Here is a 26939-nt window from a genome sequence, read left to right as displayed (position 1 = left end):
GCCGGTTTAACCGGCCGACAGACGATGCGCCCCAAGCAGAGCGCAACGTCACGGGCAAGCAAAACAGGCCGGTGCTTTTCGCACCGGCCAGTGCGCGGGTGATACAGCCAGACCAGGGTTTTGTCAAACCCGGCGAACTCGACGTCTCAACGCGGAACCGACATCACTTCGCATCGCGCAAAGCCAAATTTGGCGAAGGCCGCCGGTGCTGTCATCACTCCAGTGAACAGCGCGGTGCCGGGTGCTGGCAGGTTCGCCTCGGGGGGTCCGAGCACACGCTCTCTTCCAACGAACTCTACGCGTCTGGCGATGGCCATCGCAGGATCGATGAACCGAACCGGCCAAGGAGCTGCCACTGTGAGTTCATCGAGCAGCAAGGGGTAATGCGTGCATCCCAGCACAACCGTGTCCGTCCGCCTTCCGTCACGTCGCCTGAAGACTGGAGCGATCTCCTTGCTTATTGCCTTGGCATCGACGGTTTCCCCATTCAGCTTTGCCTCCGCTAGGCTTGCCAAACGTTCCGCGCCATGGAGAAGGACTATGCAATGGCTGGCATAAGTGTCGATCAGCGCCTTGGTGTATTCCCGCCGTACCGTTCCAGGCGTGGCCAGCACCCCAATCATCCCGCTGACGGTCAGGTTGGCCGCAGGCTTTATGGCCGGGACTGTGCCAACGAACGTCATTTCTGGATAGCGCTCACGCAAACGCCAGATCGCGAGCGTGCTTGCAGTGTTGCAGGCGATCACCGTCACATCCGGCCGCACTTTGTCGATCAGCACCCCAATGACTTCGACGATCCGCCGAATCAGCGGCGTCTCTTCCCAGGCCCCATAGGGAAACGCGGCTGTATCGGCGGCATAGACGAGTTCGGCCAATGGCATGGTCTCTGCGACCGCCTGCGCGACTGTCAGTCCGCCCATGCCAGAATCGAAAAGCAGAATGCGCGGCGGCCTTGTGATCTCGCTCACGAAAGGTCTCCCTTGCTTCCCCACCGGTAGCGAGTGAAAGCGGAGAGGACCCCATGGAGCGTTCGCACCTCCTGCTCGGTAAGCTGTGCTCTCCCAAAAAGATTGCGAAGGTTACGGATCATGTTCGGTGCCTTTTCCGGCGGCCGCAGGAACCCTGCGCGATCGAGCCCCTCTTCGAGCCGGGTAAAGAATCCAACAAGTTCCGCTTTTGTGGCCAGGCGTGTATCGCGAAGATAGAGACCTTCGCGTCCTGCGGGCTCGATCGCAGTCTCACGGCCGAGCGAGCCGCTTCCTGTGAGCTTGAACCACTCATAGCCGATGAGCAGGACTGCCTGCGCGAGGTTCAGTGAGGGGAAGCCTGGGTTCACTGGTGCCATGATCACTGCATCCGCCAACGCGATCTGGTCACCGTCTAGACCCGTCCTTTCCGGGCCGAACATGAGGCCCACCCTCTGGCCGTCCGCCATGTGTTCGACGCAGGCACGGGCGGCCGTCTCAGGAGTGAGCACCGGCTTGACCTGATCGCGACGCCGCGCAGTGGTGGCCATGACATAAGTGAGGTCGGCGATGGCCTCTTCGAGGGTCGTGAACACCTGCGCCCCGTCGATGATCCAGCTTGCACCCGATGCGCTTGCAACGGCTTGAAAACTGGGCCAACCATCCCTTGGCTGCACCAGCCTCAGCTCTGACAACGCGAAATTGGCCATGGCTCTGGCCGCCGCACCGATGTTTTCACCCAGTTGCGGATGGACGAGGATGACGACTGGCGCTGCGACTTCGCTCAATGGGGAAGAGTTCCTCTCTCGGCCTTTTCCGCGGGCCGGCTTGCATAAGCCATCCGGTGGGATTGATCAATCTGGTGAGGATGCTATGAAGTCGCCCCCATCCGAACAATTCCCAGACACCCTAAGCTGAGGTCCGAAAAAAGATGGCGAAGATCAAGGTCGATAACCCGGTCGTCGAACTAGACGGCGATGAAATGACCCGGATCATCTGGCACTTCATCAAAGACAAGCTGATCCTGCCCTATCTCGATATCGACCTCAAATACTACGATCTGGGTGTCGAATATCGCGATGAGACCAACGACAAGGTCACCATCGACGCTGCCGAGGCAATCAAGAAATACGGCGTCGGGGTAAAATGCGCGACGATCACGCCCGACGAGGCTCGCGTCGAAGAGTTCAAGCTGAAGAAAATGTGGAAGTCGCCCAACGGCACGATCCGCAACATCCTCGGCGGCGTCGTCTTTCGCGAGCCCATTATCTGCTCCAACATTCCCAAGCTCGTACCAGGCTGGACCCAGCCGATCATCATCGGCCGCCATGCCTTCGGTGATCAGTATCGTGCGACAGATTTTGTTGTGCCGGGGAAAGGCAAATTATCGATCAAGTTTGTTGGAGACGACGGCGAGACGATCGAGCATGAGGTGTTCGCCTATCCCGGCGGCGGCGTCGCCATGGCGATGTACAATCTCGACGACTCGATTCGCGAATTTGCTCGGGCTTCTTTCAATTATGGCCTGCAGCGCAAATATCCCGTCTACCTGTCGACCAAAAACACGATCCTGAAAGCCTATGACGGTCGGTTCAAGGACCTCTTCCAGGAGGTTTTCGATGCGGAATTTGCTTCCGAGTTCAAGAAATTCGGGCTCGTCTATGAGCATCGCTTGATCGACGACATGGTTGCATCCTGCATGAAGTGGTCGGGGGGCTATGTCTGGGCCTGCAAAAATTATGACGGGGACGTGCAATCCGACACCGTGGCTCAGGGCTTCGGTTCGCTTGGCCTCATGAGTTCCGTCTTGATGACCCCTGACGGACAGACGGTCGAGGCGGAAGCGGCTCACGGCACGGTCACTCGTCATTATCGTCTGCATCAGCAGGGCAAGGAGACCTCTACCAACTCGACCGCATCCATCTTTGCGTGGACCCGCGGCCTGAGCCACCGCGCCAAGCTCGATGGGAACGAAGCGCTGAAGAAGTTTGCTTCCCTCCTCGAAACGGTGACCGTCGACACGATTGAAGCCGGCGATATGACGAAGGATCTGGCCATTCTCGTGGGACCCGAGCAAAAATGGCTGTCCACTACCGGCTTCCTCGATAAGGTTCGCGCAAATCTTGAAGCGGCTATGAGCAACGTCTGAGGCAGCAAGAAATCCTTGTCGGCGCTATATTTTGTGGCGCCGACAAGGCCGGTTCTCTCAAGAGGCAATCTCAGCCCCCGCCCGACGATCCACGATGGCGGTAATCGCCTCGGCGATATGGGGATCGTTCTCTACCAAGCGTTCGAAGTCGGCCGATTCAAGCACCAGCAATTCGCTGGGCTCCAGAGCTCTGACCGTGGCCGTTCTTTCGCTTCGCGCCAGTAGCGCCATTTCGCCGAAGAATTCCCCAGCGATCAACTTCACCGGTTTACCGCGCACCGCCACCTCGACGGAGCCGCTGACGATGAAGAACATGGCATCTGCCGGCTCTCCTCTCCGCACGATGATGGCGCCCGCCGGCACGCGTCGCGCTGAGAGCATCCGCACCACCTGCACGATGCCGTCGGCATCGAGATGGCTAAACAGCGGAACGCGCGCCACGAGACCGTAACTTACCACGAAATCCCGCCGGTGAATTTCGTTCTGAAACCCTGTTGCGACGATGGCGACCGGCAGAGCGAAGAGGCCAAGACCAATGATGATTGTCACCCCCCCGATGACTTTTCCGATGAGAGTTATCGGCACCACATCTCCATACCCGACGGTCGCCAGGGTGACGATGGACCACCACATGGCGCTTGGCACATCGCCGAACTTGTCCGGTTGGGCAAACCGTTCCGCCAGATACATGGCAACGGATGACACGAGCATTGCGCTGATCATTAGCACTGCTGCGGCGAACAGCGATCGGCGCTCAGCGGCAAGGACCCTGCCGATGGTGCCCATGGCGGTGGAATAGCGCGTGAGCCTGAAGAAACGGATGAAGCGCAGCACGCGGAGAATTGCGAAATCGGCCGGAAGTAGGAACTCGAGAAAAAAGGGGATGATGGCAACGAGATCGATGATCATCAGGGGTGCTGCGGCGAACCGGCTCCGGGCCTTCCACGGATTCAATTGTCGGAAGATGGGGTTTTCCGGGGCAGTCCAGATCCGTGCCGCATACTCAATGATAAAGATCGTGACGCAGACCGTATCGAATGCGTTGAAGATCGCACCGTAATCCGCCTGAATCCAAGACACGGTCTCCACGATCGCCGCCCCGACATTGGCAATGATCAGGACGATTACGAAGTCGTTGAGAATTCTTGCCGTCACTTCCCCTCGACGGCCGCCTTCGAGGATGTCGAAGACGGCTCGCCGGATTGTTCTCAGACGTTTTTTGCGCGCCGGCATTGAGCGGGTCTTTGCAGTTGGCCTATTCGGCGTAGGCAATTCCCGACTCGACCTCGCCTATGGCTTGCTCTACCAGCGCAATGGCTCGTTCCCGATGGCCACCCTTGTTCGGCTCTGCCGCTTGCAGATTCCCCAAGGCCGAACGCAGGGCCCCCAGCGCAGACTGCATGTAAGGTTGGTTCGCCAGAGCTGAGGTGATCACCTGCTGCCCGGCGACGGTTGCCCCAATACCGAGCACGAAAGCTGCCGCCAAGCCGCCTTGCCGCAAATTCCACACGCGCATGAAACCTCTCCCGTTGAGTCTGTCGGATCATAAGATCATGAAAAGGTTACGCGCGTGATTACGAATCTGCCTAGGCGCTGGCCTCCACCCTCTCGCGGATCGCCTGCAGCGCTTCGTCGGCCCGAGACGCGTCGGGGCCTCCGGCCTGAGCCATGTCGGGGCGACCGCCGCCACCCTTGCCGCCGAGCACCTCCGAACCCGACCGCACGAGGTCGACGGCGTTGAAGCGATGGGTCAGGTCAGGCGTGACTCCCACGGCGATCCCGACCTTGCCCTCATTGCTGATCCCCACCAGCGCAATTATGCCGGAGCCCATCTGTTTCTTGCCGTCATCGATCAGGCTGCGCAGATCCTTTGGATCCAGCCCTTCGATCTTGCGGGCTCTGAGCCTGATGCCATTGACCTCGGGATCGGAAGCAATGCCTGCTCCCGAGGCTTCGCCGAGAGGAAGTTCGATGCTCTCTGCGCCAATAATGGCGAGCTTCCTGCGGGCATCGTTGAGCTCGCGCTCCAGTTTTCGGTTCTGTTCGACGAGCCCTCTGACGCGGTCTATCAGATCGGCGGGGCGGGTCTTCACCAAGGCAGCCAACTCCTCTAGCCGCCGGTCCTGCTCAGCGAGGTAATTGCGGGCAGCCGCTCCGGCCAGCGCTTCGATGCGGCGGACGCCGGCAGCGGATCCCTGTTCCGCGATGATCTTGATCAGTCCGATGTCGCCGGTGCGGTTGACATGGGTCCCGCCGCAGAGCTCCAGCGAGAAGACCGGAGTGCGGCCTCCTTCGTTTCGGCCCATGGCGACGACACGCACTTCATCGCCGTATTTTTCTCCAAACAATGCCCGGGCCCCTTCGGCGATCGCCTCCTCCACGCTCATCAGCCGCGTAGACACCGGATCATTCTGGTCAACAACCCGGTTCGCGATCGCCTCGGCGCGAAGAATCTCATCCGAGCTCATTGGCTTCTGGTGGGCGAAGTCGAAGCGCAGACGGTTTGGATCAACAAGGGAGCCCTTCTGGGCCACGTGGTCGCCGAGCACCTGGCGCAGTGCCTCATGCACCAGATGCGTCGCCGAGTGATGCACCCGTGTTGCGGCACGGACGGCGTGATCGACTTCCAATTCGACTGCGGTACCGGGTGTCAACGTTCCAGACTTGAGCCGGCCTCGATGGATGAAGAGATCGCCCAACCGCTTCTCGGTTTCGGTAACCTGGAAAAGGACGCCGCCCGGCCCGCGGATCACGCCGCTGTCGCCGACCTGGCCACCGGATTCCCCGTAGAACGGCGTCTGGTTCAGGACGAGACTCGCCTCCTCTCCAGCCTCTAGAGTTGCAAGTTCCACTCCGTCACGAATGATCGCCGTGACAACACCTTCTGCCAGTTCTGTGTCGTAGCCCAAGAATTCGGTCGCGCCGAGCCGATCTCGTAAGCCGAACCAAACCGTATCGGTTTTGGCTTCGCCCGAGCCGGTCCAGGCCTTGCGTGCTTCCGCCCGCTGGCGCTCCATCGCGGTGTTGAAGCCATCCGTGTCGACGCCGATGCCCCGCGGGCGCAGCGCGTCTTGGGTGAGATCCAGGGGAAAACCGAAGGTGTCGTAGAGTTTGAAGGCCGTCTCCCCGGCGAGGCTTTGCCCCTCGGTCAGAGTCGCTGTCTCGTCCTCCAGAATGCGTAATCCCCGTGCCAGGGTGGTGCGGAAGCGGCTCTCCTCCAGGCGGAGCGTTTCCGTGATCATCGCTTCTCCGCGCACGAGCTCCGGATAGGCTTGACCCATTTCGCGCACCAGAGCCGGTACCAGACGCCACAGCAAAGGCTCCTCGCTGCCGAGCAAGTGGGCATGCCGCATGGCGCGCCGCATGATTCGACGCAGCACGTAGCCGCGGCCTTCGTTCGAGGGGAGAACGCCGTCGGTGATCAGGAAGCTCGATGCACGGAGATGATCGGCAATCACCCGGAAGCTGGGCTTGGCGTCGCCTTCGGCCTCACGACCCACGATCTCCTCGCACGCCCCAATCAGGGCTCTGAACAGGTCGATTTCGTAATTGTCATGCGTGCCCTGCAGCACAGCGGCAATGCGTTCTAGTCCCATGCCCGTGTCTATGGACGGCCTCGGCAGGCTTACCCGCTCGCCGCCGCCCATTTCCTCGAACTGCATAAACACGAGATTCCAGATCTCGACGAACCGGTCGCCATCCTCTTCGGGCGATCCGGGAGGACCGCCCCAGATGTGCGGTCCATGATCGTAGAAGATCTCCGAGCAAGGTCCGCAAGGTCCGGTGTCGCCCATCCGCCAGAAATTATCAGAGGTCGGGATACGGATGATGCGCTCGTCAGGCAGCCCCGCGATCTTGCCCCAGAGGGCATGCGCCTCGTCGTCCTCAGAATAGACTGTGACCGTCAAGCGATCCTTGTTGAGCCCGAATTCTCGGGTGATCAGGTTCCAGGCGAATTCGATGGCTTGATCTTTGAAGTAATCGCCGAAGGAGAAATTGCCCAGCATCTCGAAGAAGGTGTGATGGCGTGCTGTATAGCCGACATTGTCGAGGTCGTTGTGCTTGCCGCCGGCGCGCACGCTCTTCTGTGAAGTTGTGGCTCGGGAATAGGGCCGCTTCTCAATTCCCGTGAAGACGTTCTTGAACTGGACCATGCCCGAATTCGTGAACATCAGCGTCGGGTCGTTGCGGGGCACCAGCGGGCTGGAGGCCACCACTTCATGTCCGTTCCTCCGGAAGAAATCGAGAAACCGCGAACGGATTTCATTAACGCCAGTCATCGCGCTGTCCTGTCATTGGCCGAGGCCCGAGAAAACCGGGATTATCGTATCGAAGAGCAGCGGGCAAGGTCGCGCCTGCCGTCACGGCATCCATCCTTCCTCACAGAAGAACGGCGGACGAGGCTGCATGCCCCGGCGGGAGCGGCGTCCATGATGTGGACACCTCTCCCGCTCTAGACGTGCACCTCGGCATCCGTCCCGCTAGCCCGCAGCGAGCACGCCCGACTTGCCCATGGCGCGCCGCGCCATCAGCTTGTTCAAGGCGCCCACATAGGCGCGCGCTGCAGCCACCATCGTGTCGGTGTCCGTGCCGCGACCGGTGAAGGACCGTCCATCCTCTTCGAGCCGTACACTCACATCCGCTTGTGCATCCGTGCCCTCGGTGACGGCCTTCACCTGGAACAATTGCAGATTGGCCGTATGGTCGACGGCTGCCTTGATCGCATTGAAGGTGGCATCCACCGGACCATCACCCGTGCACTCTTTGGTGATGTGCTTGCCGTTCACACTGAGCGTGATGGTCGCCCGTTGCGGGCCTCCGGTTCCAGCAATGACGGTCAGCGCTTCAACCTTGATCAGGTCGGCCGAGCGCGTGACCTGATCGTCGATGAGCGCCTCCAAATCCTCGTCATAGACGTGCTTCTTCTTGTCCGCCAAGGCCTTGAATCGCTCGAAGGCATCCTGGAAGGCATTGTCGGAGAGCTGATGTCCCAGTTCCTCCAGCTTCTTGCGGAAGGCGTGCCGGCCGGAATGCTTGCCCATCACCAGGGAGGACGATTTGAGGCCGATATCCTCCGGACGCATGATTTCGTAGGTCTCGGAATTCTTTAGCATGCCGTCCTGATGGATGCCGCTCTCATGGGCGAAGGCATTCTTGCCAACGATCGCTTTGTTATACTGAACTGGAAATGACGTCGCTGCGGCCACCAGCTTTGAGGCCCGGACCAGCATGCTGGCATCCACATTTGTCGTGTAGGGCAGCACGTCACCACGCACCTTCATCGCCATGACGACTTCTTCCAGCGCTGCGTTTCCAGCACGCTCGCCGATGCCGTTGATGGTGCATTCAATCTGCCGCGCCCCACCACGCAGGCCCGCCAGAGAATTGGCGACCGCCAGCCCCAGATCATTGTGGCAATGGACGGAAAAGATTGCCTTATCCGCGTTGGGCACGCGGTTGCGCAGGTTCTCGAACATCGCGCAATATTCTTCCGGTGTCGTATAGCCGACGGTGTCCGGCAAATTGATGGTGGTCGCGCCGGCCTTGATCGCCGCTTCGACGCAACGCGCGAGGAAATCGATGGGCGTGCGGGTCGCATCCATCCCGGACCATTCCACATTGTCGACCAGACCGCGGGCCTGGGTGACGGTGGCGATGACGATCTCCAGCACCTCGTCCTGGTTCTTCTTCATCTGATGCTCCAGATGGATCGGCGAGGTGGAGACGAAGGTGTGGATGCGTGGGCTCTTGGCATGGCGCACCGCCTCCCCTGCCCGCGCGATGTCGATCGGAATGGCTCGGGCGAGACCGGCAATGGTCGCCCGCTTGGTCTGGCGCGCAATCTCGGCAACTGCCTGGAAATCGCCTTCCGACGCGATGGGAAAGCCGGCTTCGATGATGTCGACTCCCATCTGGTCGAGCAAATCAGCGACTTCGAGCTTCTCCTCGAAGCTCATTGTAGCACCGGGCGACTGCTCGCCGTCTCGCAAAGTGGTGTCGAAGATGATGACGTGATCTTTGTCGCTCGTGGATACGCTGGGGCGCTGAATGTGTTCGACAGTCATGGAACTGGCTTCCTGAATCTTACGACCCGAGATGTCGGGCTATGATCTTGGGGGGCTTTATCAGTTCATCCCCTGAATACCCGCCTCGATCAGAAGCAGTCGATACTCAGGGGCAGCTAAGAAGGAGGGCGGCGGCTGGCAGCGCAAGCGTCCGGATGGCGGCGAGACGGATGTCTGCCGCGGCGGAAGCGTTACCTGCGATGTGGCTGCACGAGATCATGCGCGCCATGAATCCTGCCGATCAAGATAAGCGGAAGCCTGCGCTACCGCGAGAGGATTATTAAAGCGCATTTCCTCCCGTCACGCAACGGCGAGTTTCAGAGCCCATGGCAGTGCTCGGGGTCTTCACTCTTCGTAATTGCGGGTTTGCTCCTCAACCGTGCCTCAGGAGGAGCTTGAATAGGCAGTAGAAAATCTGCCGCAGCGATGGGGTGCTCGGCGGTGAAGGAAATGGTTCTTCTTACGGGTAGAATAGGTAATGATCGATTAGCCGGCGAAGCCGGTTGCGACCACCATATGGACGAAGGCGATGCGGGGCCGGAGCCGACATACTCAACGCCAGTTACTTAGATGACGTTCTAGGCGGCGGCTTAGGTGAGATTTTTTTCCCGTCCTCGCTCCCGGCAGCGGAGTTGACACCGTCTTCGATTACGACGTCCGGTGCTGAATTGGCGAACATGGTCGTCTGGATGTCACTGGCTTTGGCTCCCGGGAGGACGAAGCAGGACCGCTCAAGTGCCTTTCTCGGACTGGGCGGTGGCGTCAAGATCATCCTTGTCGGCGTTAGTAAAAACGATCTCTCGGCTGCAGATTTCCTCTCCGCCTGACTTCTGGACGATCTGCCCGAGATCCGCTGCTGTATTCCCGAAGTGGATCTCGGACAGTGGGTGTCGGTGAGATCAGTTGATCTGGCCAACCTCAGTGAAATGCCCGTCCTTTACGAGCATTTCGACGATAACGCCGGGAACGTCGCCGCGGCGATCAAAGGTGAGATTGCCGCCAGCGCCGGAATAATGAACGTCCTTGCCTTCGCTGATCAGCTTCTTGGCCTTTGACCATTCACCCGGCAGGATGGCCTCACCCTTACCGCTCGTCACTTCCCGCAATGCCTTGTTCAGCCCTGCCCTCTCCGCCTTTCCGCTCTTCTCGATCGCCAAGGCGGTTAGGAAAGCCGCGTCATAAGCTTGCGCCGCATAGACGGCGGAAGGATCGAGGCCCGCGTCCTTGGCTAGCTTAGTGAAGACGTCGGATCCTGGAATTTCGGGGCGGCCAGCTTTGGTACCAATCATGCCGTTCAGCCTGTCGGCGCCAATGGCGGTCACCAATTCATCCGAGATCATGCCGTCGCCGCCCACGAATTTGGCGAAATCGCCACCTTCTATCGCTTGGCGGATGATGGTTTGACCGGAACCCGAGGCATAGGCCAGAACGATCAGAGTGTCGGCTCCGGAGGAAGCAAGCTGTCCGAGTTCCGCGCGATAGTCGGCTTTGCCTTCCTCATGGGGCTCCTTCGCCATGATGACGCCGCCAGCCGCTGCGAAATGGGCTTCCAGGGCATCTGCGAAACCCTTTCCGTAGTCGTTGTTCACATAGGTGATGGCCACGTTCTCGATGCCCTTCTCCTTGAGCAACTTAGCCATGGCCTCGCCCTGGAAGCTGTCTGAAGGCGTCGTGCGGAAGACAAGGTCATTATCTTCCAGCAGCGAGACTGCAGGGGATGTAGAGGCGGGCGAAATCATCATAACCCCACCAGGAACGGCAGCGCTGTTCGCGATGGCGATGGTCTCGCCGGAGCATAGGGCACCGACAATGGCGATGACCTTCTCGGAATTAACCATGCGATCTCCGGCGGCGGCGGCGGCGGTTGCATCCACACAGGTCGAATCACCGCTTGGCATGTCGATCTTCTGTCCGTCCAGCACACCACCCTGATCGTTGATCTCCTTTACAGCGAGCTTTGCGCCTTCGAAGATCGGCGGCGTCAAGGCTTCAATGGGGCCAGTGAAACCGCCCAGAAATCCTATCTTCACGTCTGCCCAAGCAGCGGATGTGGTCAAGGCTGTTACGCATGCCGCTGCCATCAGAGAGCGCCTCAGGGTGCCGGTCATCTATTCTCCTCCTCGTCGTCTCGCGCCCGGGCTCGCTTCGGCGGCCGGTGTCTGAGGGCGATACTGGCCACTGGAAGGCCAACTTGTAAAGCGTCTGCGCGGGGGAGTTGTCAGCTGGGTTAAGGATTGCCATTTTGAGCTCTTCCATCGGACCCCAGGGAGTCGTCATGAAGCCGTTCTTCGTTCAGATAAAATGCACCCTGGGAAAGGCCTATCAGGTGGCTACCGCCATTGCCGACGCCGAGATTGCATCCGAGATCTATTCAACGGCCGGTGGATTCGATCTTCTGGTGAAGTTCTATTTGCCCGAAGGTGAGGATGTCGGCCACTTTATCAACGAGAAGGTGCACGTCATCCCGGATATTGTCGACACCTACACCATTATCACGTTCCGGGCGTTCTGACCGAAAGTCCGCCGCCGGCGCGATACTCCCTTGCTGCATACCGACGACCACACCGCCTAGCGCCACATCCGGTAAAAATGGTGTACGGGCCCATGCCCGCTCCCAACGCTCAGTGTGTCCGCTTCCGCAATGGCGCCGCTGAGATAAGATTTTGCCTCCTGCACGGCCTCCGCAAGCGGTCTGCCCAAGGCGAGGTAAGCGGCGATCGCAGCCGAGAGGGTGCAGCCGGTACCATGCGTATTGTTTGAACAAATCCGCTTTGCCGAAAATCGTGTGGACTGGGTGCCAACGATGAGCATGTCCACGGCATCCGCCGTCTGTAGATGGCCGCCCTTCAGCAAGACTGCTTGCGCCCCCTTGTCGAGAAGGGCGCGACCCAGTCCAACCATCGCAGCTTCGTCCGCTCCTTGCGTCCAGTCTCCGAGGACGATCGCTTCTGGCAGGTTCGGGGTGATGAGCGTTGCCAGGGGCATGAGTGTCGTGACCATGGCCTCGACGGCTTCGGCCCGCAGCAGATGATCGCCGCTCTTGGCGACCATTACCGGATCGAGCACCACATGACGTGGGCGATAGCGTCGGATGCCCTCAGCCACGGCATGGATGATCTCGGCATTGGCAAGCATACCAATTTTAACGGCATCCACTTCCAGATCATCGAAGACCGCACTGATCTGAGCAGACACGATCGCTGGCGCCATTTCCGCGATCGCCGTCACGGCGCGGGTATTCTGGGCGGTAACGGCAGTGATGACCGATGCGCCGTAAACACCCAGAGCCGAGAAGGTCTTGATGTCCGCCTGGATCCCTGCGCCGCCTCCGGAATCGGACCCGGCGATCGTGAGCGCGATAGGAATGCTCATTGATGCACAACCTCTTGTCTTGGTTGGCATCAAGAAGGCGGGCGCCGAGGCAATTTGCAAGTACAGATCGGGAATTGTGCCTTCAACTGTCTGCGCTGAACGCGTCCTCCACAATCACCGTCTGAGTGCCGCCATAGCCATTGAAGCGCGTGGCAGTGGCCGAACCGTAAGCACCAAGAGTGCCAAATTCCAGATAATCGCCGTCCTGTATATCCGCCGGCAGGGACAGTGGGGTTGGCAGCCTGTCCAACGGATCGCAAGTGGGCCCGAAGATGCTGAAGTCCCGATGCCCTGAAAAACTTCGTCTTATCAGCCGTACACGGGGCAACAACTGCTCCGTCTGGCTGTACTCCATCAGTGTTCCATAAATCCCATCATTCAGGAACACTTCGCCCGTCTCCGGCTTGACCAGCTTCACGCGCGTCAACAGCGAAACGGCCTCCGCAACCAGTGCCCGGCCGGGTTCCGCTTCAAGACGGGGCCGCCACTGCGGAAATTCCTCCTCGACTGCCGTCCGAATGGCTGCAAAGAACAGGTCCAGTTCGGGCGTGTCCAGCCGAGGGTAGGCAACCGGAAATCCCCCGCCCACATTTAGCGCGTGCAGACGAATTCCAGCCCTTCGCGAAATCTCTGCCGCGCCCTTGATATGGTGTGAATAGGCCGAAGGCTCGAGACATTGCGACCCCGGATGAAAGGTGAGAATGGGTTTGTAGCCTAGGCTGCTCACGAGCTGGAGCAACTCCGCGGCTTCGGCTGGAGTGGCGCCGAATTTCGAGCCGAAGCTGTGGACCGCCGCCTGATGCGGTGGGAGACGAAAGCGGACGGCAATCTCCACCGTCGTATCAGCCCCGATAACCGCGACGATTTTCTCGAGTTCACCGGCGTGGTCGACAGCAAATCGTCGGATCCCGAATTCCCGGTACGCGTCACGGATCTCCTGCGCCGATTTGACCGGATTGTGGTAGTGGCAGACTGCCCGTGGTGCAATGCTCTTGACCAGTGCGATCTCCGATACCGAAGCCGTGTCGAAAGTGATCGTTCCTTGCGCCATGACGCGCAGGATGCACTCAGAAGGGTTGGCTTTGACAGCGTAGCTCACCTCTCCCGGAAACCCTAAGATGAACCTGTGGAGTGCGGTGGCAAGCCGCGAAGGGGCGACGCAAAGTATCGGTTCGTCCGGCTCCAGCAGGTCTGCTGCCTCAGCAGCATCTCTGTACGCCGCTCCATATGTTTGCGCATGCGGCACCTGCGATGAATGTGTCCGCGCAAGGGTATCGGATAGGGTCAGGTTCACAGGCGCACTCTCGAATGTGGATCAGCTTCGCCCCAACACTCGGTCAGTTTCCGCCCGACAAATAGACGACAGATTGCGCGACTTTGACGGATTGCCCGTGAATCTGTCATAAGCTTGCCCCAACATGTCGAACGCCCTCACTGCAAAAGATCAGGAACTCCTTTCGGCACTACGTTTGAACGCGCGGGAATCAGTGACCACACTGGCCCGCAAATTGGGCCTGTCACGCTCCACGGTTCAGGACAGGCTCAAGCGGCTTGAATCCCGAGGTATCATTGCAGGCTACGCCGTAAAGCTCGGCGATCAGGTCGAACAGGCGGCTTTAAAGGCTTTTGTGACAATAGAAATCGAGCCGCGCCGTAGCCTGGATGTTGTCCGCACACTGGGCAAGCTTAGCCCCGTGGAGCAGCTTTATACAGTCAGCGGAAAATACGACATCGTCGCGATGTTGAGAACCAATTCGACTCAGGATCTTGACCGGCTGCTCGACGAGATCGGGCAGATTCAAGGGGTGACCCGGACGGAATCGGCCGTTGTGCTCTCGACTAAAATTGATCGGCGCTGATGCCTTTTGCATGGATCCGCCTTGATCCCCATTTACTGAAGCCGGAACACATCGTGACCGGATCTAGCCTCGAGGAATCGCGCGTATGACAATGCTCCGAACCCTGCTCGCCAGTATGGTGGCCTGCATCCTGATCTCTCCTGTGCAAGCACAGGAGAGACAGGTGCCGGAAACGCGGCAGGAATTGCAGCTTTCCTTCTCGCCAATCGTAAAATCCACGGCACCGGCGGTGGTGAACATTTATGCCCGTCGTGTGGTCCGCTCCCAGGGTATGAACTCGATCTTTCAGGATCCATTCTTCCAGCGCTTCTTTGGTAATAATGGCGGCTTTGGCGTGCCACGCGAGCGCGTTGAGCGGTCTTTGGGATCCGGTGCTATTGTCAGTTCTGACGGTCTGATCGTGACGAACAACCACGTCGTCGGTGAGGGATCTGACATTTTGGTTGTGCTGTCGGATAAGAGAGAATTTGAGGCCAAGGTGCTGCTGTCAGATGAACGCACCGATCTCGCCGTCCTCAAGATTGACGCAGAGGGAGCCGCACTCCCCAGCCTCGCCTTCGACGACAGCGATGATCTGGAGGTCGGAGACCTGGTCCTGGCCATCGGCAATCCGTTCGGCGTGGGCCAGACGGTGACCAGCGGCATTGTATCGGCGGTGGCACGCACAGCCGTGGGCATCAATGACTACCAGTTCTTCATCCAGACCGATGCCGCCATCAATCCCGGCAATTCCGGAGGGCCCCTGGTAGACATGAACGGACGCCTCGTCGGCATCAATACGGCGATTTATTCACGCTCGGGCGGCTCCATCGGCATCGGCTTCGCCATTCCCGCCGACACAGTCAGGCTGGTTGTGGAGTCTGCCCGCGCCGGGGGTAAGATCATCCGTCCCTGGTTGGGCGTGGAATTGCAGGACATCACTCCCGACATCGCGGATTCCCTTGGTATGAAGCTGCCCAGCGGCGCCGTTGTGGTCGATGGCCATCCGGCCTCCCCCTTGCTCAAGGCGGGACTGAAACGGGGCGATGTCGTCATCGATGTGGACGGCAAGTCGATCGACAGCCCAGCCGCGGCGACCTACCGTTTCTCGATGTTGCGGGTGGGGTCGAGCGCGAAGGTCGATTATCTCCGCGACGGAAAGCGGCGAAGTGCCGACGTCACCTTGATCGCCGCTCCAGAGGTGCCGCCCCGCAATGAGACCACCTTGACCGGTCGAACGCCCCTAAGCGGTCTTGTCATTAGCAACCTGTCACCGGCCTTGGCCGATGAACTTGGCGTCAAGAAGCCGCAGAAAGGGGTGATCGTCACTGATCTGAAACGCGGCCCCGCGAGTCGCCTGGGCTTTCGTCCGGGAGATGTGTTGCGCGAGATCAACGGCCGTGAAATGGCTTCGGTCGATGATGTCGTTCGCGCCATCGCTGACGGCACCAGTGGCTGGGCAGTCACGATCGAACGCGATGGACGGGTGATCTCATCTCGCTTCGGCGGCTGAGGCAAGGTATGTCGACGGCATGAGCAATCTGTTTGAGGCGGCTGGACTGGAGCGCGAGGCGCCGCGGCCTTTGGCAGATCGCTTGCGTCCTGAAACTCTGTCGGAAGTGGTCGGCCAGGATCATCTGGTCGGCGATGACGGCATCATCACCCGCATGTTGCGGGCTGGACGGTTCTCTTCCGTCATTCTTTGGGGACCACCAGGGACAGGCAAGACAACCATCGCCCGCCTTCTGGCGCGGGAAGCCAATCTTGTGTTCGTACAGATGTCGGCGATATTTTCCGGCGTGCAGGACCTCAAGAAGGCGTTCGAGTCGGCGCGCGGTAACCGACAGCAGGGTCGTGGCACCCTGCTGTTCATCGACGAGATTCACCGCTTCAACCGCACCCAGCAGGACAGTTTTCTGCCGGTGATGGAGGACGGCACCATCACCCTGGTCGGGGCGACGACGGAGAACCCCTCCTTTGAACTGAACGCCGCTTTGCTGTCACGATCACAGGTGTTGACGCTACGTCGCCTTGATACGGGTGCGTTGGACCTGTTGCTGACCCGCGCCGAAACCTATGAGGGGCGGCCTTTGCCCCTGGACCAGGATGCCCGCGCAGCCCTGTTGCAGCTTGCTGACGGCGATGGACGCTACTTGCTGAATATGGCGGAAGAAGTCTTTGCGACCGTAATCAGGTCGGAAGACAGGCTCGATTCTGCCGGCCTTGCTGACATCGTGCAGCGTCGCATGCCGCTTTACGACAAATCGCGTGACGGTCACTACAATCTCATTTCGGCACTACACAAAGCCGTCCGTGGATCCGACCCGGACGCCTCGCTCTATTACCTGGCACGGATGCTTGTCGCCGGCGAAGATCCTCTCTATCTGGCGCGCCGCTTGGTCCGAATGGCCATAGAGGACATTGGGTTGGCCGATCCCCAGGCCCTGGTGCAGACGATTGCTGCTAAGGATACCTATGACTTTCTCGGCTCTCCTGAGGGCGAGTTGGCCCTCGCGCAGGCGGTGATCTATTTGGCGACCGCGCCCAAATCGAATGCGGGCTATAAGGCGTTTAAGGCAGCCACGCGAAACGCCAAGGAGACCGGATCCCTGTCTCCACCGATGCACATCTTGAACGCGCCGACCAAGTTGATGAAGGGCCAAGGCTACGGGTCAGGCTACGACTACGACCATGATGCACCTGACGCCTTCTCGGGCCAGGACTATTTTCCCGACGGCATGGGCCGTCAGAAGTATTACGAGCCCCCTGAGCGCGGTTTCGAGCGCGAGATCCGCAAGAGGCTCGATTATTGGGCGAAGCTCAGGCAAACCCGCCAGGCAGACGGCAAAGCGGACGCGTAGCAAGGGACCGGGACGAACGGCATGAGCGGAGTAGCTATTATCACCGTTTCGAGTGACGAGGACGGAATGCGTCTGGACCGCTGGTTCAAGGCGCATTACCCGGAGCTCAACCATGGCGCTTTGGAGAAGCTTCTGCGAAAGGGTCAGGTGCGCCTTGATGGCAGCCGCGCGAAGGCGGCCGATCGGATTGCGAAGGGCCAAGCGGTGCGGGTTCCTCCGCTGACCCAAGCCCCGGCCAATAAGGCTTCACCGAAGATCCGCCCCGAGGACATACGCCTGCTCCAATCGCTGGTCATCCATCGCGACCCTGAGGTGCTGGCCCTGAACAAGCCCTCGGGCCTTGCCGTCCAGGGTGGCACGAAGACTGAGCGACACATCGATGGCATGCTGGACGCACTGGTTTTCGATGCCGAGGAACGGCCCCGGCTCGTTCATCGGCTCGACCGCGACACCAGTGGTATCCTTCTCCTCGCCCGCAACCGAACAGCTGCTGCTGCTCTGGGCCGCAGCTTCAAATCGAGGGAGGCCCTTAAAGTCTATTGGGCCTTCGTCCGCGGCGTGCCCCGACCCCATTCGGGAACGATCGACGCGGCATTGAAAAAAGCCGGACGCGCCGGTGACCAGCGTGTCGAGGTGTCTGATCCCGAGGATGAAGAGGCCCAGAACGCGGTTACCGACTACACAGTCCTCGCGCACGCCGGACAAAGAGCGGCTTTCGTCGCCTTGAGCCCTCGCACGGGGCGCACTCATCAATTGCGGGCCCACATGGCCGCGATTGGTCATCCCATCCTTGGCGACCGTAAATATGGCGGCGAAGACGCCTTTATTTCGGACGATCTGGATCCAGTTCTCCATCTTCATGCCCGGGGACTTACTTTACCCCATCCCCGCCGCGGCGGGCTCCGCCTGATCGCTGAGCCTCCGGCGCATATGTGCAAAGCTCTGCGATATTTTGACTTCGAACCAGGCGCGGAAGATCCATTCAAGGTCTTTGCCGAACGGGGCTAGCCTACCGTCACCGTCTTCCTCTACACTTGCGTATCGGAACCGGTTGGGGGCAGCTCGGAACCATGCACAACGATCCGCAAACGGCGTCTTCCTCCTCGGAGATCGGGCCGGCGAGACGCGCTTTTTACCTCTGGAAGCTTCTCAAGCTCTATGGATCGGGGTACCGGCGCAATTTCGATTCTGCTCGTGCGGATCGGGAGCTGGAAGACGACCGGCGCCTCGCCAGCCGCTATGGGGTGGACCTGACAACATCCCGCGTCCTGGAAGTCGGCTTTGGCCAGTTTCCCTTCCGTTTGCTGTGGATGCATGGCGCTAGAATGGATGTTCGGGGTCTTGACCTTGAGCTTCCGCAATATCGGCCGGGGACCTCACGGCTCATGGACATCGCGAGAACCAATGGAGCGGTCCGGGCAGCGAAGACGGCGGTAAGAAGTGCTCTGTTCGATAGATCCATCTGGCGCGATTTCATTTTGGCCTGGGAGCGGAGTTTTCAGACGACGTTTGAATTTCCCTGGTCCCGCATGCTCGTCGGAGACGCCGCCCTGCCGGAGACTTGGGCGAGGACGACAGGCGAGTTTGATGTCATTTATTCGGAGGACGTGTTCGAGCATATCCCGCGGCCGCAATTGGAAAGGGTCCTCCTGCGCATGGCAGAAAACCTCGCCGATCACGGTATCGCCATTATCAAGCCTCTGATTTTTACAGGCATCACCGGCAGTCACGATCCGGAATGGTATGATGACGAGGTGAGACGGGGTACACCCGATCCTGGGGCCGCTTGGCAGCATCTGCGTCGATCGACTCCACTGGCCGACACGGTTCTGAACAGACTGTCCCGTCGGGAATTTCGTGAGGTGTTCTCGCACAAATTCGACATTCTCGAAGACCGCGCCCTCGAGCCTGATCTCGGACGCGCCTACCTCTCGCCCGAACTTGCTCGCGAGCTCAAAGCCTATCCGGAGAATGAACTGTTTTCCAATAAAGTGTGTTTTGTCTTGCGCAAACGTCGGCCGGATAGCGTCTAAGCTTTTGCCGTTTCGGGTGCACTCTGTCCATAAACCGCGTCTGCGCGGGTCTTGAAGGCATGCGCGATTTTGCCGAAGGCCTTGTCGAACATGACCGACATCAGGATCTGTAGCGGCATCGACCGCATTTGATAGGCGACTTTAAAATCGATGCGCGAGGCCATGTCCCCGAGAGGCACGAAGGTCCAGTCCGCCTGCAGTTGCTTAACGGGTCCCGTCGTCGAGATCGACGTGATGTGAAGGTGCTCCGGATCCAGGGTAACGTCGCTCCGGAACGTTTCATGAAGGTGGAGCTTTTCATATCCCACGATGAGCGAAGCATCGACGCTTTCGCGATTTGATGGCAGTGGCTTACGCCCGTGGATGATTGCCTTTTCGCACAGTGGCACGAATTCGGGATAGCGTTGGATGTCTGCGGCTAAAGCGAACATTTCCTCCGCGGAATAAGGCATGCGGTAACTGGTTTTAAAATCGCGCATGATCTAGCCCACCGCCGAAGCGGCAGCCAGCTTTGCCTGACGCGCCGCCCTCAACCGCGCGAAATCGTCTCCGGCATGATGCGAAGAGCGCGTCAGCGGGCTTGAGGAGACCATCAGAAAACCTTTGGCATAGGCAATCTGCTCATAGGCCTTGAACTCGTCGGGGGTGACGAAGCGATCGACCGCGATATGCTTCCGCGTTGGCTGCAGATACTGCCCGATCGTGATGAAGTCGATCTGTGCGGCCCGCATGTCGTCCATCACCTGCAGCACTTCTTCCCGCGTTTCGCCCAGCCCGACCATGATCCCCGATTTTGTGAACATGGAGGGATCAAGTTCTTTCACTTGCTGAAGCAGCCGCAAGGAGTGGAAATAGCGCGCCCCAGGCCGCACTTTCAGATAATGCGAAGGGACGGTCTCGAGATTGTGATTGAACACGTCGGGGCCGCTTTCCACCACAACCCTCAGGGCGCCCTCTTTGCGTAGAAAGTCGGGCGTCAGGATCTCTATCGTGGTCAGCGGGTTCAGCGTTCGAATTGCCTCCACCACGGCGGCGAAATGCTGAGCGCCGCCATCATCGAGATCGTCACGGTCGACGGAGGTGATGACCACGTGGGCAAGGCCGAGCTTCCCAACAGCGGCTGCGACGCTTTGGGGCTCGTGGGGGTCAAGGGCCAGCGGCAACCCGGTTCGCACGTTGCAGAAGGCGCAGGCCCGCGTGCAGATCTCGCCCATGATCATGAAGGTCGCGTGCTTCTTCGACCAGCACTCGCCGATATTGGGACAACCTGCCTCCTCGCAGACCGTGACGAGCTTGTTTTCACGAACGATCTGCCGAGTCTCGTTATAGACGGCCGAGCCCGGCGCGCGCACACGGATCCAGTCAGGCTTCTTCAGCACTGGACTATCGGGCCTGTGCGCCTTTTCGGGATGCCGGACCGTACGTTTGTCGATCGTGTCGATGAGATTGACCATTAATTCGGTCGCTTCGCTTTATCGACGCCGGAAAATCCCGACGATGAACAGGAGGATGATGGCTCCCGCCGTCGCAACCAGCAGTGATCCCCAAAAACCCGGTGCAACCTGGAGCCCGAGCTTCGTTGACAACCAGCCACCGATCACGCCGCCGATCAGGCCTACCACGAGATTTGTCAGCAGCCCGTGATCCCGGCTGGTGACCTTCTCTGCGATCCACCCTGCGATCAGTCCGATGATGATCCAGCTGATCCAACCCACACCTTCCATGATCATCCTCCGACAGTCAGACGCGGAACGGCCCGCAACGCCGTTCACATGTGGATGACGCGTCCATAAGCGTCAAGCACCGACTCATGCATCATTTCAGACAGGGTAGGATGGGGGAACACACTATGCATCAGCTCCTCTTCCGTCGTCTCGAGGTTCATGGCGATGACGAATCCCTGGATCAGTTCAGTCACCTCGGCCCCCACCATATGGGCGCCCAGGAGCTGGCCTGTCTTCTTGTCGAAGATGGTCTTGACCATGCCCTCCGGTTCGCCCAGTGCAATGGCCTTGCCATTGCCGATGAAGGGGAAGCGTCCAACCCGGACGTCATGCCCCGCCTCTTTGGCTCGCGCTTCCGTCAGGCCGACCGAGGCGATCTGCGGCTGGCTGTAGGTGCAGCCCGGTATTTTCAGTTTGTCGAGAGGATGTGGCTGAAGGCCGGCAATCTGCTCGATACAGACCACGCCCTCATGCTCCGCCTTGTGCGCCAGCATCGGGGTTCCAGAGACGTCGCCAATCGCATAGATGCCCCGTTCTGCAGTCCGGCCGAACGCGTCAGCGATGATGAGGCCGCGTTCGATCTTCACCTTCGTGCTCTCGAGTCCAAGATCCTCCACATTGCCCACTACGCCAACCGCTGAAATGACACGATCGGCGGTGATTTCCTGGCTTGACTTGCCATCGTCGATCATCGCGGTCACGCTGTCGGCAGCCTTTTTCAGGCTTGTGACCTTGGCGCCTGTAATGATCTTGATGCCCTGCTTCTCGAAGCGTTTACGGGCATGTGCAGCAATCTCCGCATCTTCAACCGGCAGGATCTGCGGGAGCACCTCAACGACCGTGACGTCCGAACCCATCGTCCGGTAGAATGAAGCGAATTCGATACCGATGGCGCCTGAACCGATGACCAGCAGTTTTGCCGGCATTTTTTCCGGCACCATGGCCTCGAAATAGGTCCAGATCAGCGCCTTGTCGGGTTCCATCCCGGGCAATGCGCGTGGCCGTGCGCCCGTCGCCAAGATGATATGCTTGGCCTTGTAATCGCCAACCGGCTTGCCGTCCTTTGTCACCGCCACCGTCCCTGCCCCCTTGAGACGACCGCGGCCGTCGATCACGGTGATCTTGTTCTTTTTCATCAGGAAGGCGACGCCGCGGCTAAGCTGTGCCGCCACGTTGCGGGAACGTTTCACCACGGCGGCCGTATCAAAGCGCACATTCTCCGCCGATAGTCCGTAGTCGCTGGGATGCTGCAGATAATGATAGATCTCCGCCGAGCGCAGCAGGGCTTTGGTCGGGATGCAGCCCCAGTTCAGGCAGATGCCGCCGAGCTCCTTCTCTTCGACGACGGCTGTCTTGAAGCCGAGCTGGGCCGAGCGGATGGCGGTCACATAACCGCCGGGGCCCGAGCCGATGATGATCACGTCAAAGGAGGTGTCAGCCATGGGATGCTCCTAGACCAGCATCATCGCCGGTTCTTCGATCAGGCTCTTGATCGCCTGCAGCAACTCGGCGCCAAGAGCACCATCGACCGCCCGATGATCCGTTGAGAGAGTGAGTGACATCACGCTGCGGATGACAATCGTATCATCGAGCACGACCGGTCGCTTCTCTCCGGCTCCGACGGCCAAGATTGTTGCATGCGGAGGGTTGATCACGGCAGCAAAGTCCTTGATGCCATACATGCCGAGATTGGAGATGGCGGTGGTGCCGCCCTGATACTCGTCCGGCATCAGCTTTCGCGCCCGCGCCCGTACGGCATAATCCTTCATCTCGTTGGAGATTGCGGCGAGCCCCTTCGTTTCCACCTGGCGTACGACGGGCGTGATCAGCCCGCCGGGAATGGCGACCGCAACGCCGACATCCGAGCGACGATGCTTCAGCATCCCTTCGTCCGTCCAGGTCACATTTGCCTCCGGCACCATCTGCAGGGCCTGACCCATGGCTTTGATGACGAAGTCGTTGACCGAGATTTTGTAGCTCGGCTTTCCGTCCTTGTCCGTGGGAGCGCGGTCGTTCAGCCGTTGGCGGGTCTCTAGCAATCCATCGATCACGCAGTCGAGGGTCAGATAGAAATGCGGGATCGTCTGCTTCGACTGGGTCAGCCGGCGGGCGATCACCTTTCGCATGCCGTCATGGGGGACGATTTCGTAGCTGTCATCGGCGAAGAACTTACGAATCTCGGCATCCGGCATGGCCGCCGCGAGCTTAGGTGCCTGCGCCGGCTGAGCAGCGGCTGCGGCGGTCGTGGCCGTCGGCGTCTCAGTCTTGGTCTTCTCGACATCCGCCTGGACCACCCGGCCATGGGGTCCGGAACCCACGATGGAACCGAGGTCGATCCCGGCTTCCTTTGCCAGCCGTCGCGCCAGGGGAGACGCGAAAATGCGTTCGCCTTTTGCCTCGGTTGCCGCTGTTTGCGTCCTGCGTTCTTCGCGCGGAGCAGCTTGCGGCGCAGGTTTCGCATCCTCCTCAGGAGGGGGCGTCCGTTGAACGGGCTCCTTCACGGGTGCAGCGCTGGGGGCGGCCTTGCTTTGCGACTTCCCGCCGACCGATGCCGCGATGTCGGCGGCCTTTTCCCCCTCGCCCAACAGCACGGCGATCTCGGCATTGACTTTAACGCCTTCCGTGCCCGCGGGGACGAGGATCTTCCCCATCGTGCCCTCGTCGACCGCTTCCACTTCCATGGTGGCCTTGTCGGTCTCTATTTCCGCAATGACGTCCCCGGAGGCGATCTTATCCCCCTCCTTGACGAGCCATTTCGCGAGCTTGCCTTCCTCCATGGTGGGAGATAAGGCGGGCATCAGGATGGGAGTGGGCATGAGTGCGGGTCCTGCTGCGGAATTATCGGTAGAGCACCTTGTGCACGGCCTCGATCACCTCATCGATGGACGGCAGCGCCAGCTTTTCGAGATTTGCCGCATAGGGCATGGGGACATCCTTGCCATTGACGCGGGTGACCGGAGCATCGAGCCAGTCGAAGGCCTCGTCCATCAGCCGTGCCGAGATTTCAGATCCGATCGAGCAGACCGGCCAGCCTTCTTCCACTGTCACGCAGCGGTTGGTTTTCTTGACGCTGGCGATAACAGTCGCCATGTCCAAAGGGCGTAGCGAGCGCAGGTCGATGACCTCAGCCTCGATCCCGTCGGCAGCAAGTTTCTGGGCGGCTTCCAGCGCGTAATGCATGCCCATGGAATAGGACACGATGGTCACCTGGTCACCGGGGCGAACCACCCGAGCCTTTCCGATCGGCACCACCCAATCATCCAACTTCGGTACGTCGAAGGAGCGCCCGTAAAGCAACTCGTTCTCGAGGAAAATCACCGGATTGGGATCTCGGATCGCGGCCTTGAGCAGGCCCTTGGCATCGGCGGCCGAATAGGGTGCAACAACTTTGAGTCCTGGCACATGGGCATACCAGGAGGAATAATCTTGGCTGTGCTGGGCAGCGACCCGAGCCGCGGGTCCATTGGGGCCGCGAAACACCATCTGCGCGCCCATTTGTCCCCCCGACATGTAGAGTGTCTTGGCGGCCGAATTGATGATCTGGTCCATGGCCTGCATGGCGAAGTTGAACGTCATGAATTCGACAACCGGCTTGAGCTTGCCGAACGCCGCTCCCACCGCGAGACCGGCGAAGCCGTGTTCTGTGATTGGCGTATCGATCACCCGCCGGGGTCCAAATTCCTCTAACAGCCCCTGGGTGACCTTGTAGGCACCCTGATATTCGGCAACTTCCTCTCCCATGACGAACACAGCATCATCCGCGCGCATCTCTTCCGCCATTGCGTCGCGCAGCGCCTCTCTCACCGTCATGGAGACGAGTTCCGTGCCCGCAGGGATCTCGGAATCGGCCAGATCCGCCCCATCGCCGCGATGGTTGGACCCGTGCGACCTCTGCTCGCTTTTTTCAGTCTTGCCGGCAGGCGCTTGCGCATGCTCCGGATGTTCCTCTGCAGTCTTCGCCGCAGGCGTTGGCTGAACGGCAGAAGCCGGGGGGGCCTTCGGTTCAGGCGCAGCGGCGACGGCCTTTGCAGGCGCCTCCGTCGATGTCGCCTCGCCCTCCCCCGCAAGCGTGGCGATCGGCGTGTTGACCTTCACCCCTTCAGTGCCTGCCGGCACCAGGATTTTGGCGACGGTGCCTTCGTCGACTGCCTCGACTTCCATCGTGGCTTTGTCGGTTTCGATCTCGGCGATCACATCTCCGGAGGAGACTTTGTCTCCCTCTTTGACGAGCCATTTTGCAAGCTTGCCCTCCTCCATGGTCGGTGACAGGGCGGGCATCAAGATTTGCGTGGTCATGAGAAACGGAATCCTGCCGCGGGGATGGGATTAAGCGCGCTCTGCGGGAGCTTCGACATAGATATCGGTCCAGAGTTCCGAGGGATCGGGCTCCGGATCGGCCTGGGCGAATTCGGCGGCTTCCGTCACCTGTTCCCGGATCTTGCGATCGATCTCCTTGAGATCATCCTCACTTGATTCCCCGCCTTCGAGCAGGCGCTTCCGCACCTGTTCGATTGGATCCTGCTCCTGGCGCATTTTCTGCACCTCATCACGGGTACGGTATTTCGCGGGATCGGACATCGAATGGCCGCGGTAGCGATAGGTTCGCATTTCGAGGATGATCGGCCCTTTTCCGGTCCGGCAATGCTCGACAGCGTAATCGCCCGCGCCCTTCACGGCGCGTACATCCATTCCGTTCACCCGCTCGCCTGGGATACCAAAGGCTTGGCCTCGGTGATAGAGCTCCTCAGATTGCGCTGCCGCGCGAACGATGGACGTGCCCATCGCATACTGGTTGTTCTCGATGACGTAGACCACCGGAAGCTTCCAGAGCGAGGCCATGTTGAAGCTCTCATAGACTTGGCCCTGATTGGCGGCGCCCTCACCGAAATAGGTGATCGCGACGTTGCCATTGTCTTTGTACTTGTTGGAGAATGCGAGGCCGGTTCCGATCGGCACCTGTGCGCCTACGATGCCGTGTCCACCGAAGAAGGACTTCTCCCGGCTGAACATGTGCATCGAACCGCCCTTGCCCTTGGAGTAGCCATTTCGGCGCCCCGTAAGCTCGGCCATCACACCCTTCGGATCCATTCCTGTCGCCAGCATGTGACCATGGTCGCGATAGGAGGTTACCACCTCGTCGCCCGGATCGAGAGCCATCTGCATCCCAACAACAACAGCCTCCTGCCCGATATAGAGATGACAGAAGCCGCCGATAAAGCCCATGCCGTAGAGCTGGCCGGCCTTCTCCTCGAAACGGCGGATCAGCAGCATGTCGTGGAGGGCCTGCAGATCTTCGCTGCGCGAAAAATTAGCGATCGCGATTTCTTTTGGTGCCGGCGCTGCGACGGCCTTCCGCTTCGGCGCGTTCGCTTTGGTATCCTTGCTGCCGCTTGCAGGTCTTGGCTTTCGCGCCGCCATCACTTTCTCCAATCGAAGCTCTGAATTGGAAGATAGCGACTCCCCGGGCGCATTACCATAGGTTTAAGTTGCTAAAAATGGAGACCTAAAGCCCTGTGAAACAAAGAGTTTTTCAAATTAACCGAAATTCAGTTAAATCCCATGCTTGCGGCGCTTCCGTCCGCATTCAGAGGAATTGATCGATCATTCTCATTTGCAAATCCCAAAAGGAGCCGAGCCTCCTCGTCGAGCATATCCGGGTCAATGCTCTCGGGACGCAGAAGAACCACCTGCTTCTCTAGTCTGCTCCGCTGGAGCTTCAGCTCACCCAGGGATTTTTCGAGACGCTTCACCTCAATATTGAGGGTGGCCACCCGCTCGACCCCGCGGCTGCCGTGCAGCCCATGCCAGGTGAAATAACCCAGGGCACCCATGGCCCCAAGCATAAAGAGGAGGCCCGTCTTATAGTTCTTGCGCATGGGTGTTTTGGCCCGATGAGATCGTGCCATGAGGATAGGGCGGAAGGGTTAACACC

The 26939-nt window shown here is 59.7% G+C and carries 25 protein-coding genes; 8 read left to right on the top strand and 17 right to left on the bottom strand.

The window, feature by feature from the left end:
• Positions 1-146: 146 nt before the first annotated feature.
• Both murI and FKM97_RS16825 read right to left on the bottom strand, forming a co-directional pair.
• Positions 147-968, bottom strand: a complete 822-nt coding sequence (gene murI / locus FKM97_RS16830; RefSeq protein WP_246105124.1) for a glutamate racemase — start codon at positions 966-968, stop codon at positions 147-149.
• Positions 965-1753, bottom strand: coding sequence for an RNA methyltransferase (locus FKM97_RS16825; RefSeq protein ID WP_144293590.1), 789 nt, complete (start codon positions 1751-1753; stop codon positions 965-967). The genes murI and FKM97_RS16825 overlap by 4 nt, the downstream gene beginning before the upstream one ends.
• A 143-nt stretch (positions 1754-1896) precedes the next feature.
• Between FKM97_RS16825 and FKM97_RS16820 the strand changes: the two genes are divergently transcribed.
• The gene (locus FKM97_RS16820) at positions 1897-3114 is read left to right on the top strand and encodes an NADP-dependent isocitrate dehydrogenase (RefSeq protein ID WP_144293589.1); all 1218 of its coding nucleotides are present in this window, start codon (positions 1897-1899) and stop codon (positions 3112-3114) included.
• A 57-nt stretch (positions 3115-3171) separates the two neighbouring features.
• On the opposite strand, the gene FKM97_RS16815 is transcribed toward FKM97_RS16820, so the two are convergent.
• The 4 genes from FKM97_RS16815 to FKM97_RS16800 form a co-directional block, all read right to left on the bottom strand.
• The gene (locus FKM97_RS16815; RefSeq protein ID WP_144293588.1) at positions 3172-4347 is read right to left on the bottom strand and encodes a cyclic nucleotide-gated ion channel; all 1176 of its coding nucleotides are present in this window, start codon (positions 4345-4347) and stop codon (positions 3172-3174) included.
• Between the two features lie 22 nt (positions 4348-4369).
• Positions 4370-4630 (bottom strand): hypothetical protein, encoded by a 261-nt coding sequence (locus tag FKM97_RS16810; RefSeq protein ID WP_144293587.1) that lies wholly within the window; start codon positions 4628-4630, stop codon positions 4370-4372.
• Positions 4631-4700: 70 nt separating this feature from the next.
• Positions 4701-7394, bottom strand: a complete 2694-nt coding sequence (gene alaS, locus FKM97_RS16805) for an alanine--tRNA ligase (protein ID WP_144293586.1) — start codon at positions 7392-7394, stop codon at positions 4701-4703.
• A 201-nt stretch (positions 7395-7595) separates the two neighbouring features.
• Positions 7596-9179 carry a 2-isopropylmalate synthase gene (locus FKM97_RS16800; protein WP_144293585.1) on the bottom strand — a complete coding sequence of 528 codons (1584 nt, stop codon included), beginning with the start codon at positions 9177-9179 and terminating at the stop codon, positions 7596-7598.
• Positions 9180-9811: 632 nt separating this feature from the next.
• Between FKM97_RS16800 and FKM97_RS16795 the strand changes: the two genes are divergently transcribed.
• On the top strand, positions 9812-10006 hold the full coding sequence (locus FKM97_RS16795; RefSeq protein WP_144293584.1) for a hypothetical protein: 195 nt from the start codon (positions 9812-9814) through the stop codon (positions 10004-10006).
• Positions 10007-10078: 72 nt separating this feature from the next.
• Here FKM97_RS16795 and FKM97_RS16790 read toward each other — a convergent pair whose 3' ends face one another.
• Positions 10079-11287, bottom strand: coding sequence for an ABC transporter substrate-binding protein (locus tag FKM97_RS16790; RefSeq protein WP_144293583.1), 1209 nt, complete (start codon positions 11285-11287; stop codon positions 10079-10081).
• A 167-nt stretch (positions 11288-11454) separates the two neighbouring features.
• On the opposite strand from FKM97_RS16790, the gene FKM97_RS16785 reads away from it, so the two are divergent.
• Complete coding sequence (locus tag FKM97_RS16785; protein WP_144293582.1) at positions 11455-11691, top strand: Lrp/AsnC ligand binding domain-containing protein; 237 nt, start codon at positions 11455-11457, stop codon at positions 11689-11691.
• 56 nt (positions 11692-11747) lie between these two features.
• Here the strand turns inward: FKM97_RS16785 and thiD are convergent, their stop codons facing one another.
• Together thiD and FKM97_RS16775 are read right to left on the bottom strand one after the other, a co-directional pair.
• Entirely contained in the window at positions 11748-12551 is an 804-nt protein-coding gene (thiD, locus tag FKM97_RS16780; protein ID WP_144293581.1) for a bifunctional hydroxymethylpyrimidine kinase/phosphomethylpyrimidine kinase, read from the bottom strand.
• Between the two features lie 82 nt (positions 12552-12633).
• Entirely contained in the window at positions 12634-13650 is a 1017-nt protein-coding gene (locus tag FKM97_RS16775) for a type III PLP-dependent enzyme domain-containing protein (protein WP_210244886.1), read from the bottom strand.
• Positions 13651-13969: 319 nt separating this feature from the next.
• Between FKM97_RS16775 and FKM97_RS16770 the strand changes: the two genes are divergently transcribed.
• From FKM97_RS16770 to FKM97_RS16750, 5 genes are all read left to right on the top strand, one after another.
• The gene (locus FKM97_RS16770) at positions 13970-14410 is read left to right on the top strand and encodes an Lrp/AsnC family transcriptional regulator (protein WP_144293580.1); all 441 of its coding nucleotides are present in this window, start codon (positions 13970-13972) and stop codon (positions 14408-14410) included.
• An 85-nt stretch (positions 14411-14495) separates the two neighbouring features.
• Positions 14496-15902, top strand: a complete 1407-nt coding sequence (locus FKM97_RS16765; RefSeq protein ID WP_144293579.1) for a DegQ family serine endoprotease — start codon at positions 14496-14498, stop codon at positions 15900-15902.
• A 19-nt stretch (positions 15903-15921) separates the two neighbouring features.
• On the top strand, positions 15922-17250 hold the full coding sequence (locus FKM97_RS16760) for a replication-associated recombination protein A (protein WP_144293578.1): 1329 nt from the start codon (positions 15922-15924) through the stop codon (positions 17248-17250).
• Positions 17251-17271: 21 nt separating this feature from the next.
• Positions 17272-18258 (top strand): RluA family pseudouridine synthase, encoded by a 987-nt coding sequence (locus FKM97_RS16755; RefSeq protein ID WP_144293577.1) that lies wholly within the window; start codon positions 17272-17274, stop codon positions 18256-18258.
• Positions 18259-18320: 62 nt separating this feature from the next.
• Positions 18321-19283 (top strand): class I SAM-dependent methyltransferase, encoded by a 963-nt coding sequence (locus tag FKM97_RS16750; RefSeq protein WP_144293576.1) that lies wholly within the window; start codon positions 18321-18323, stop codon positions 19281-19283.
• Here FKM97_RS16750 and FKM97_RS16745 read toward each other — a convergent pair.
• The 8 genes from FKM97_RS16745 to FKM97_RS16710 all read right to left on the bottom strand — a co-directional run bounded on the left by FKM97_RS16745 (position 19280) and on the right by FKM97_RS16710 (position 26883).
• Positions 19280-19762, bottom strand: a complete 483-nt coding sequence (locus tag FKM97_RS16745; protein WP_144293575.1) for a type II toxin-antitoxin system RatA family toxin — start codon at positions 19760-19762, stop codon at positions 19280-19282. The two genes, FKM97_RS16750 and FKM97_RS16745, sit on opposite strands and share 4 nt — an antisense overlap.
• Positions 19763-19765: 3 nt before the next feature.
• The gene (gene lipA / locus FKM97_RS16740; protein WP_144293574.1) at positions 19766-20737 is read right to left on the bottom strand and encodes a lipoyl synthase; all 972 of its coding nucleotides are present in this window, start codon (positions 20735-20737) and stop codon (positions 19766-19768) included.
• Between the two features lie 18 nt (positions 20738-20755).
• Entirely contained in the window at positions 20756-21007 is a 252-nt protein-coding gene (locus FKM97_RS16735; protein ID WP_144293573.1) for a GlsB/YeaQ/YmgE family stress response membrane protein, read from the bottom strand.
• A 44-nt stretch (positions 21008-21051) separates the two neighbouring features.
• The gene (gene lpdA, locus FKM97_RS16730; protein WP_144293572.1) at positions 21052-22449 is read right to left on the bottom strand and encodes a dihydrolipoyl dehydrogenase; all 1398 of its coding nucleotides are present in this window, start codon (positions 22447-22449) and stop codon (positions 21052-21054) included.
• 9 nt (positions 22450-22458) lie between these two features.
• Complete coding sequence (locus tag FKM97_RS16725) at positions 22459-23823, bottom strand: pyruvate dehydrogenase complex dihydrolipoamide acetyltransferase (RefSeq protein WP_144293571.1); 1365 nt, start codon at positions 23821-23823, stop codon at positions 22459-22461.
• A 22-nt stretch (positions 23824-23845) separates the two neighbouring features.
• The gene (locus FKM97_RS16720; RefSeq protein ID WP_144293570.1) at positions 23846-25303 is read right to left on the bottom strand and encodes a pyruvate dehydrogenase complex E1 component subunit beta; all 1458 of its coding nucleotides are present in this window, start codon (positions 25301-25303) and stop codon (positions 23846-23848) included.
• A gap of 30 nt (positions 25304-25333) precedes the next feature.
• Positions 25334-26425, bottom strand: coding sequence for a pyruvate dehydrogenase (acetyl-transferring) E1 component subunit alpha (pdhA, locus tag FKM97_RS16715; protein ID WP_144293569.1), 1092 nt, complete (start codon positions 26423-26425; stop codon positions 25334-25336).
• Positions 26426-26553: 128 nt separating this feature from the next.
• Positions 26554-26883, bottom strand: coding sequence for an FtsB family cell division protein (locus FKM97_RS16710; protein WP_170240962.1), 330 nt, complete (start codon positions 26881-26883; stop codon positions 26554-26556).
• Positions 26884-26939 lie beyond the last annotated feature (56 nt).

Origin of the sequence: Rhodoligotrophos appendicifer, from assembly GCF_007474605.1 — a bacterium.
Taxonomy (GTDB): domain Bacteria; phylum Pseudomonadota; class Alphaproteobacteria; order Rhizobiales; family Im1; genus Rhodoligotrophos; species Rhodoligotrophos appendicifer.
The sequence above is the reverse complement of the archived record's forward strand: the minus strand, read 5'-3'. Positions and strand labels throughout refer to the sequence as shown.

Coding starts and splice junctions, on each gene's coding strand:
- FKM97_RS16820 (WP_144293589.1), top strand. CDS start 1,897: ATGGCGAAGATCAAGGTCGATAACCCGGTCGTCGAACTAGACGGCGAT.
- FKM97_RS16815 (WP_144293588.1), bottom strand. CDS start 4,347: ATGCCGGCGCGCAAAAAACGTCTGAGAACAATCCGGCGAGCCGTCTTC.
- FKM97_RS16810 (WP_144293587.1), bottom strand. CDS start 4,630: ATGCGCGTGTGGAATTTGCGGCAAGGCGGCTTGGCGGCAGCTTTCGTG.
- alaS (WP_144293586.1), bottom strand. CDS start 7,394: ATGACTGGCGTTAATGAAATCCGTTCGCGGTTTCTCGATTTCTTCCGG.
- FKM97_RS16800 (WP_144293585.1), bottom strand. CDS start 9,179: ATGACTGTCGAACACATTCAGCGCCCCAGCGTATCCACGAGCGACAAA.
- FKM97_RS16790 (WP_144293583.1), bottom strand. CDS start 11,287: ATGACCGGCACCCTGAGGCGCTCTCTGATGGCAGCGGCATGCGTAACA.
- FKM97_RS16785 (WP_144293582.1), top strand. CDS start 11,455: ATGAAGCCGTTCTTCGTTCAGATAAAATGCACCCTGGGAAAGGCCTAT.
- thiD (WP_144293581.1), bottom strand. CDS start 12,551: ATGAGCATTCCTATCGCGCTCACGATCGCCGGGTCCGATTCCGGAGGC.
- FKM97_RS16770 (WP_144293580.1), top strand. CDS start 13,970: ATGTCGAACGCCCTCACTGCAAAAGATCAGGAACTCCTTTCGGCACTA.
- FKM97_RS16765 (WP_144293579.1), top strand. CDS start 14,496: ATGACAATGCTCCGAACCCTGCTCGCCAGTATGGTGGCCTGCATCCTG.
- FKM97_RS16760 (WP_144293578.1), top strand. CDS start 15,922: ATGAGCAATCTGTTTGAGGCGGCTGGACTGGAGCGCGAGGCGCCGCGG.
- FKM97_RS16755 (WP_144293577.1), top strand. CDS start 17,272: ATGAGCGGAGTAGCTATTATCACCGTTTCGAGTGACGAGGACGGAATG.
- FKM97_RS16750 (WP_144293576.1), top strand. CDS start 18,321: ATGCACAACGATCCGCAAACGGCGTCTTCCTCCTCGGAGATCGGGCCG.
- FKM97_RS16745 (WP_144293575.1), bottom strand. CDS start 19,762: ATGCGCGATTTTAAAACCAGTTACCGCATGCCTTATTCCGCGGAGGAA.
- lipA (WP_144293574.1), bottom strand. CDS start 20,737: ATGGTCAATCTCATCGACACGATCGACAAACGTACGGTCCGGCATCCC.
- FKM97_RS16735 (WP_144293573.1), bottom strand. CDS start 21,007: ATGGAAGGTGTGGGTTGGATCAGCTGGATCATCATCGGACTGATCGCA.
- lpdA (WP_144293572.1), bottom strand. CDS start 22,449: ATGGCTGACACCTCCTTTGACGTGATCATCATCGGCTCGGGCCCCGGC.
- FKM97_RS16725 (WP_144293571.1), bottom strand. CDS start 23,823: ATGCCCACTCCCATCCTGATGCCCGCCTTATCTCCCACCATGGAGGAA.
- FKM97_RS16720 (WP_144293570.1), bottom strand. CDS start 25,303: ATGACCACGCAAATCTTGATGCCCGCCCTGTCACCGACCATGGAGGAG.
- pdhA (WP_144293569.1), bottom strand. CDS start 26,425: ATGGCGGCGCGAAAGCCAAGACCTGCAAGCGGCAGCAAGGATACCAAA.
- FKM97_RS16710 (WP_170240962.1), bottom strand. CDS start 26,883: ATGCGCAAGAACTATAAGACGGGCCTCCTCTTTATGCTTGGGGCCATG.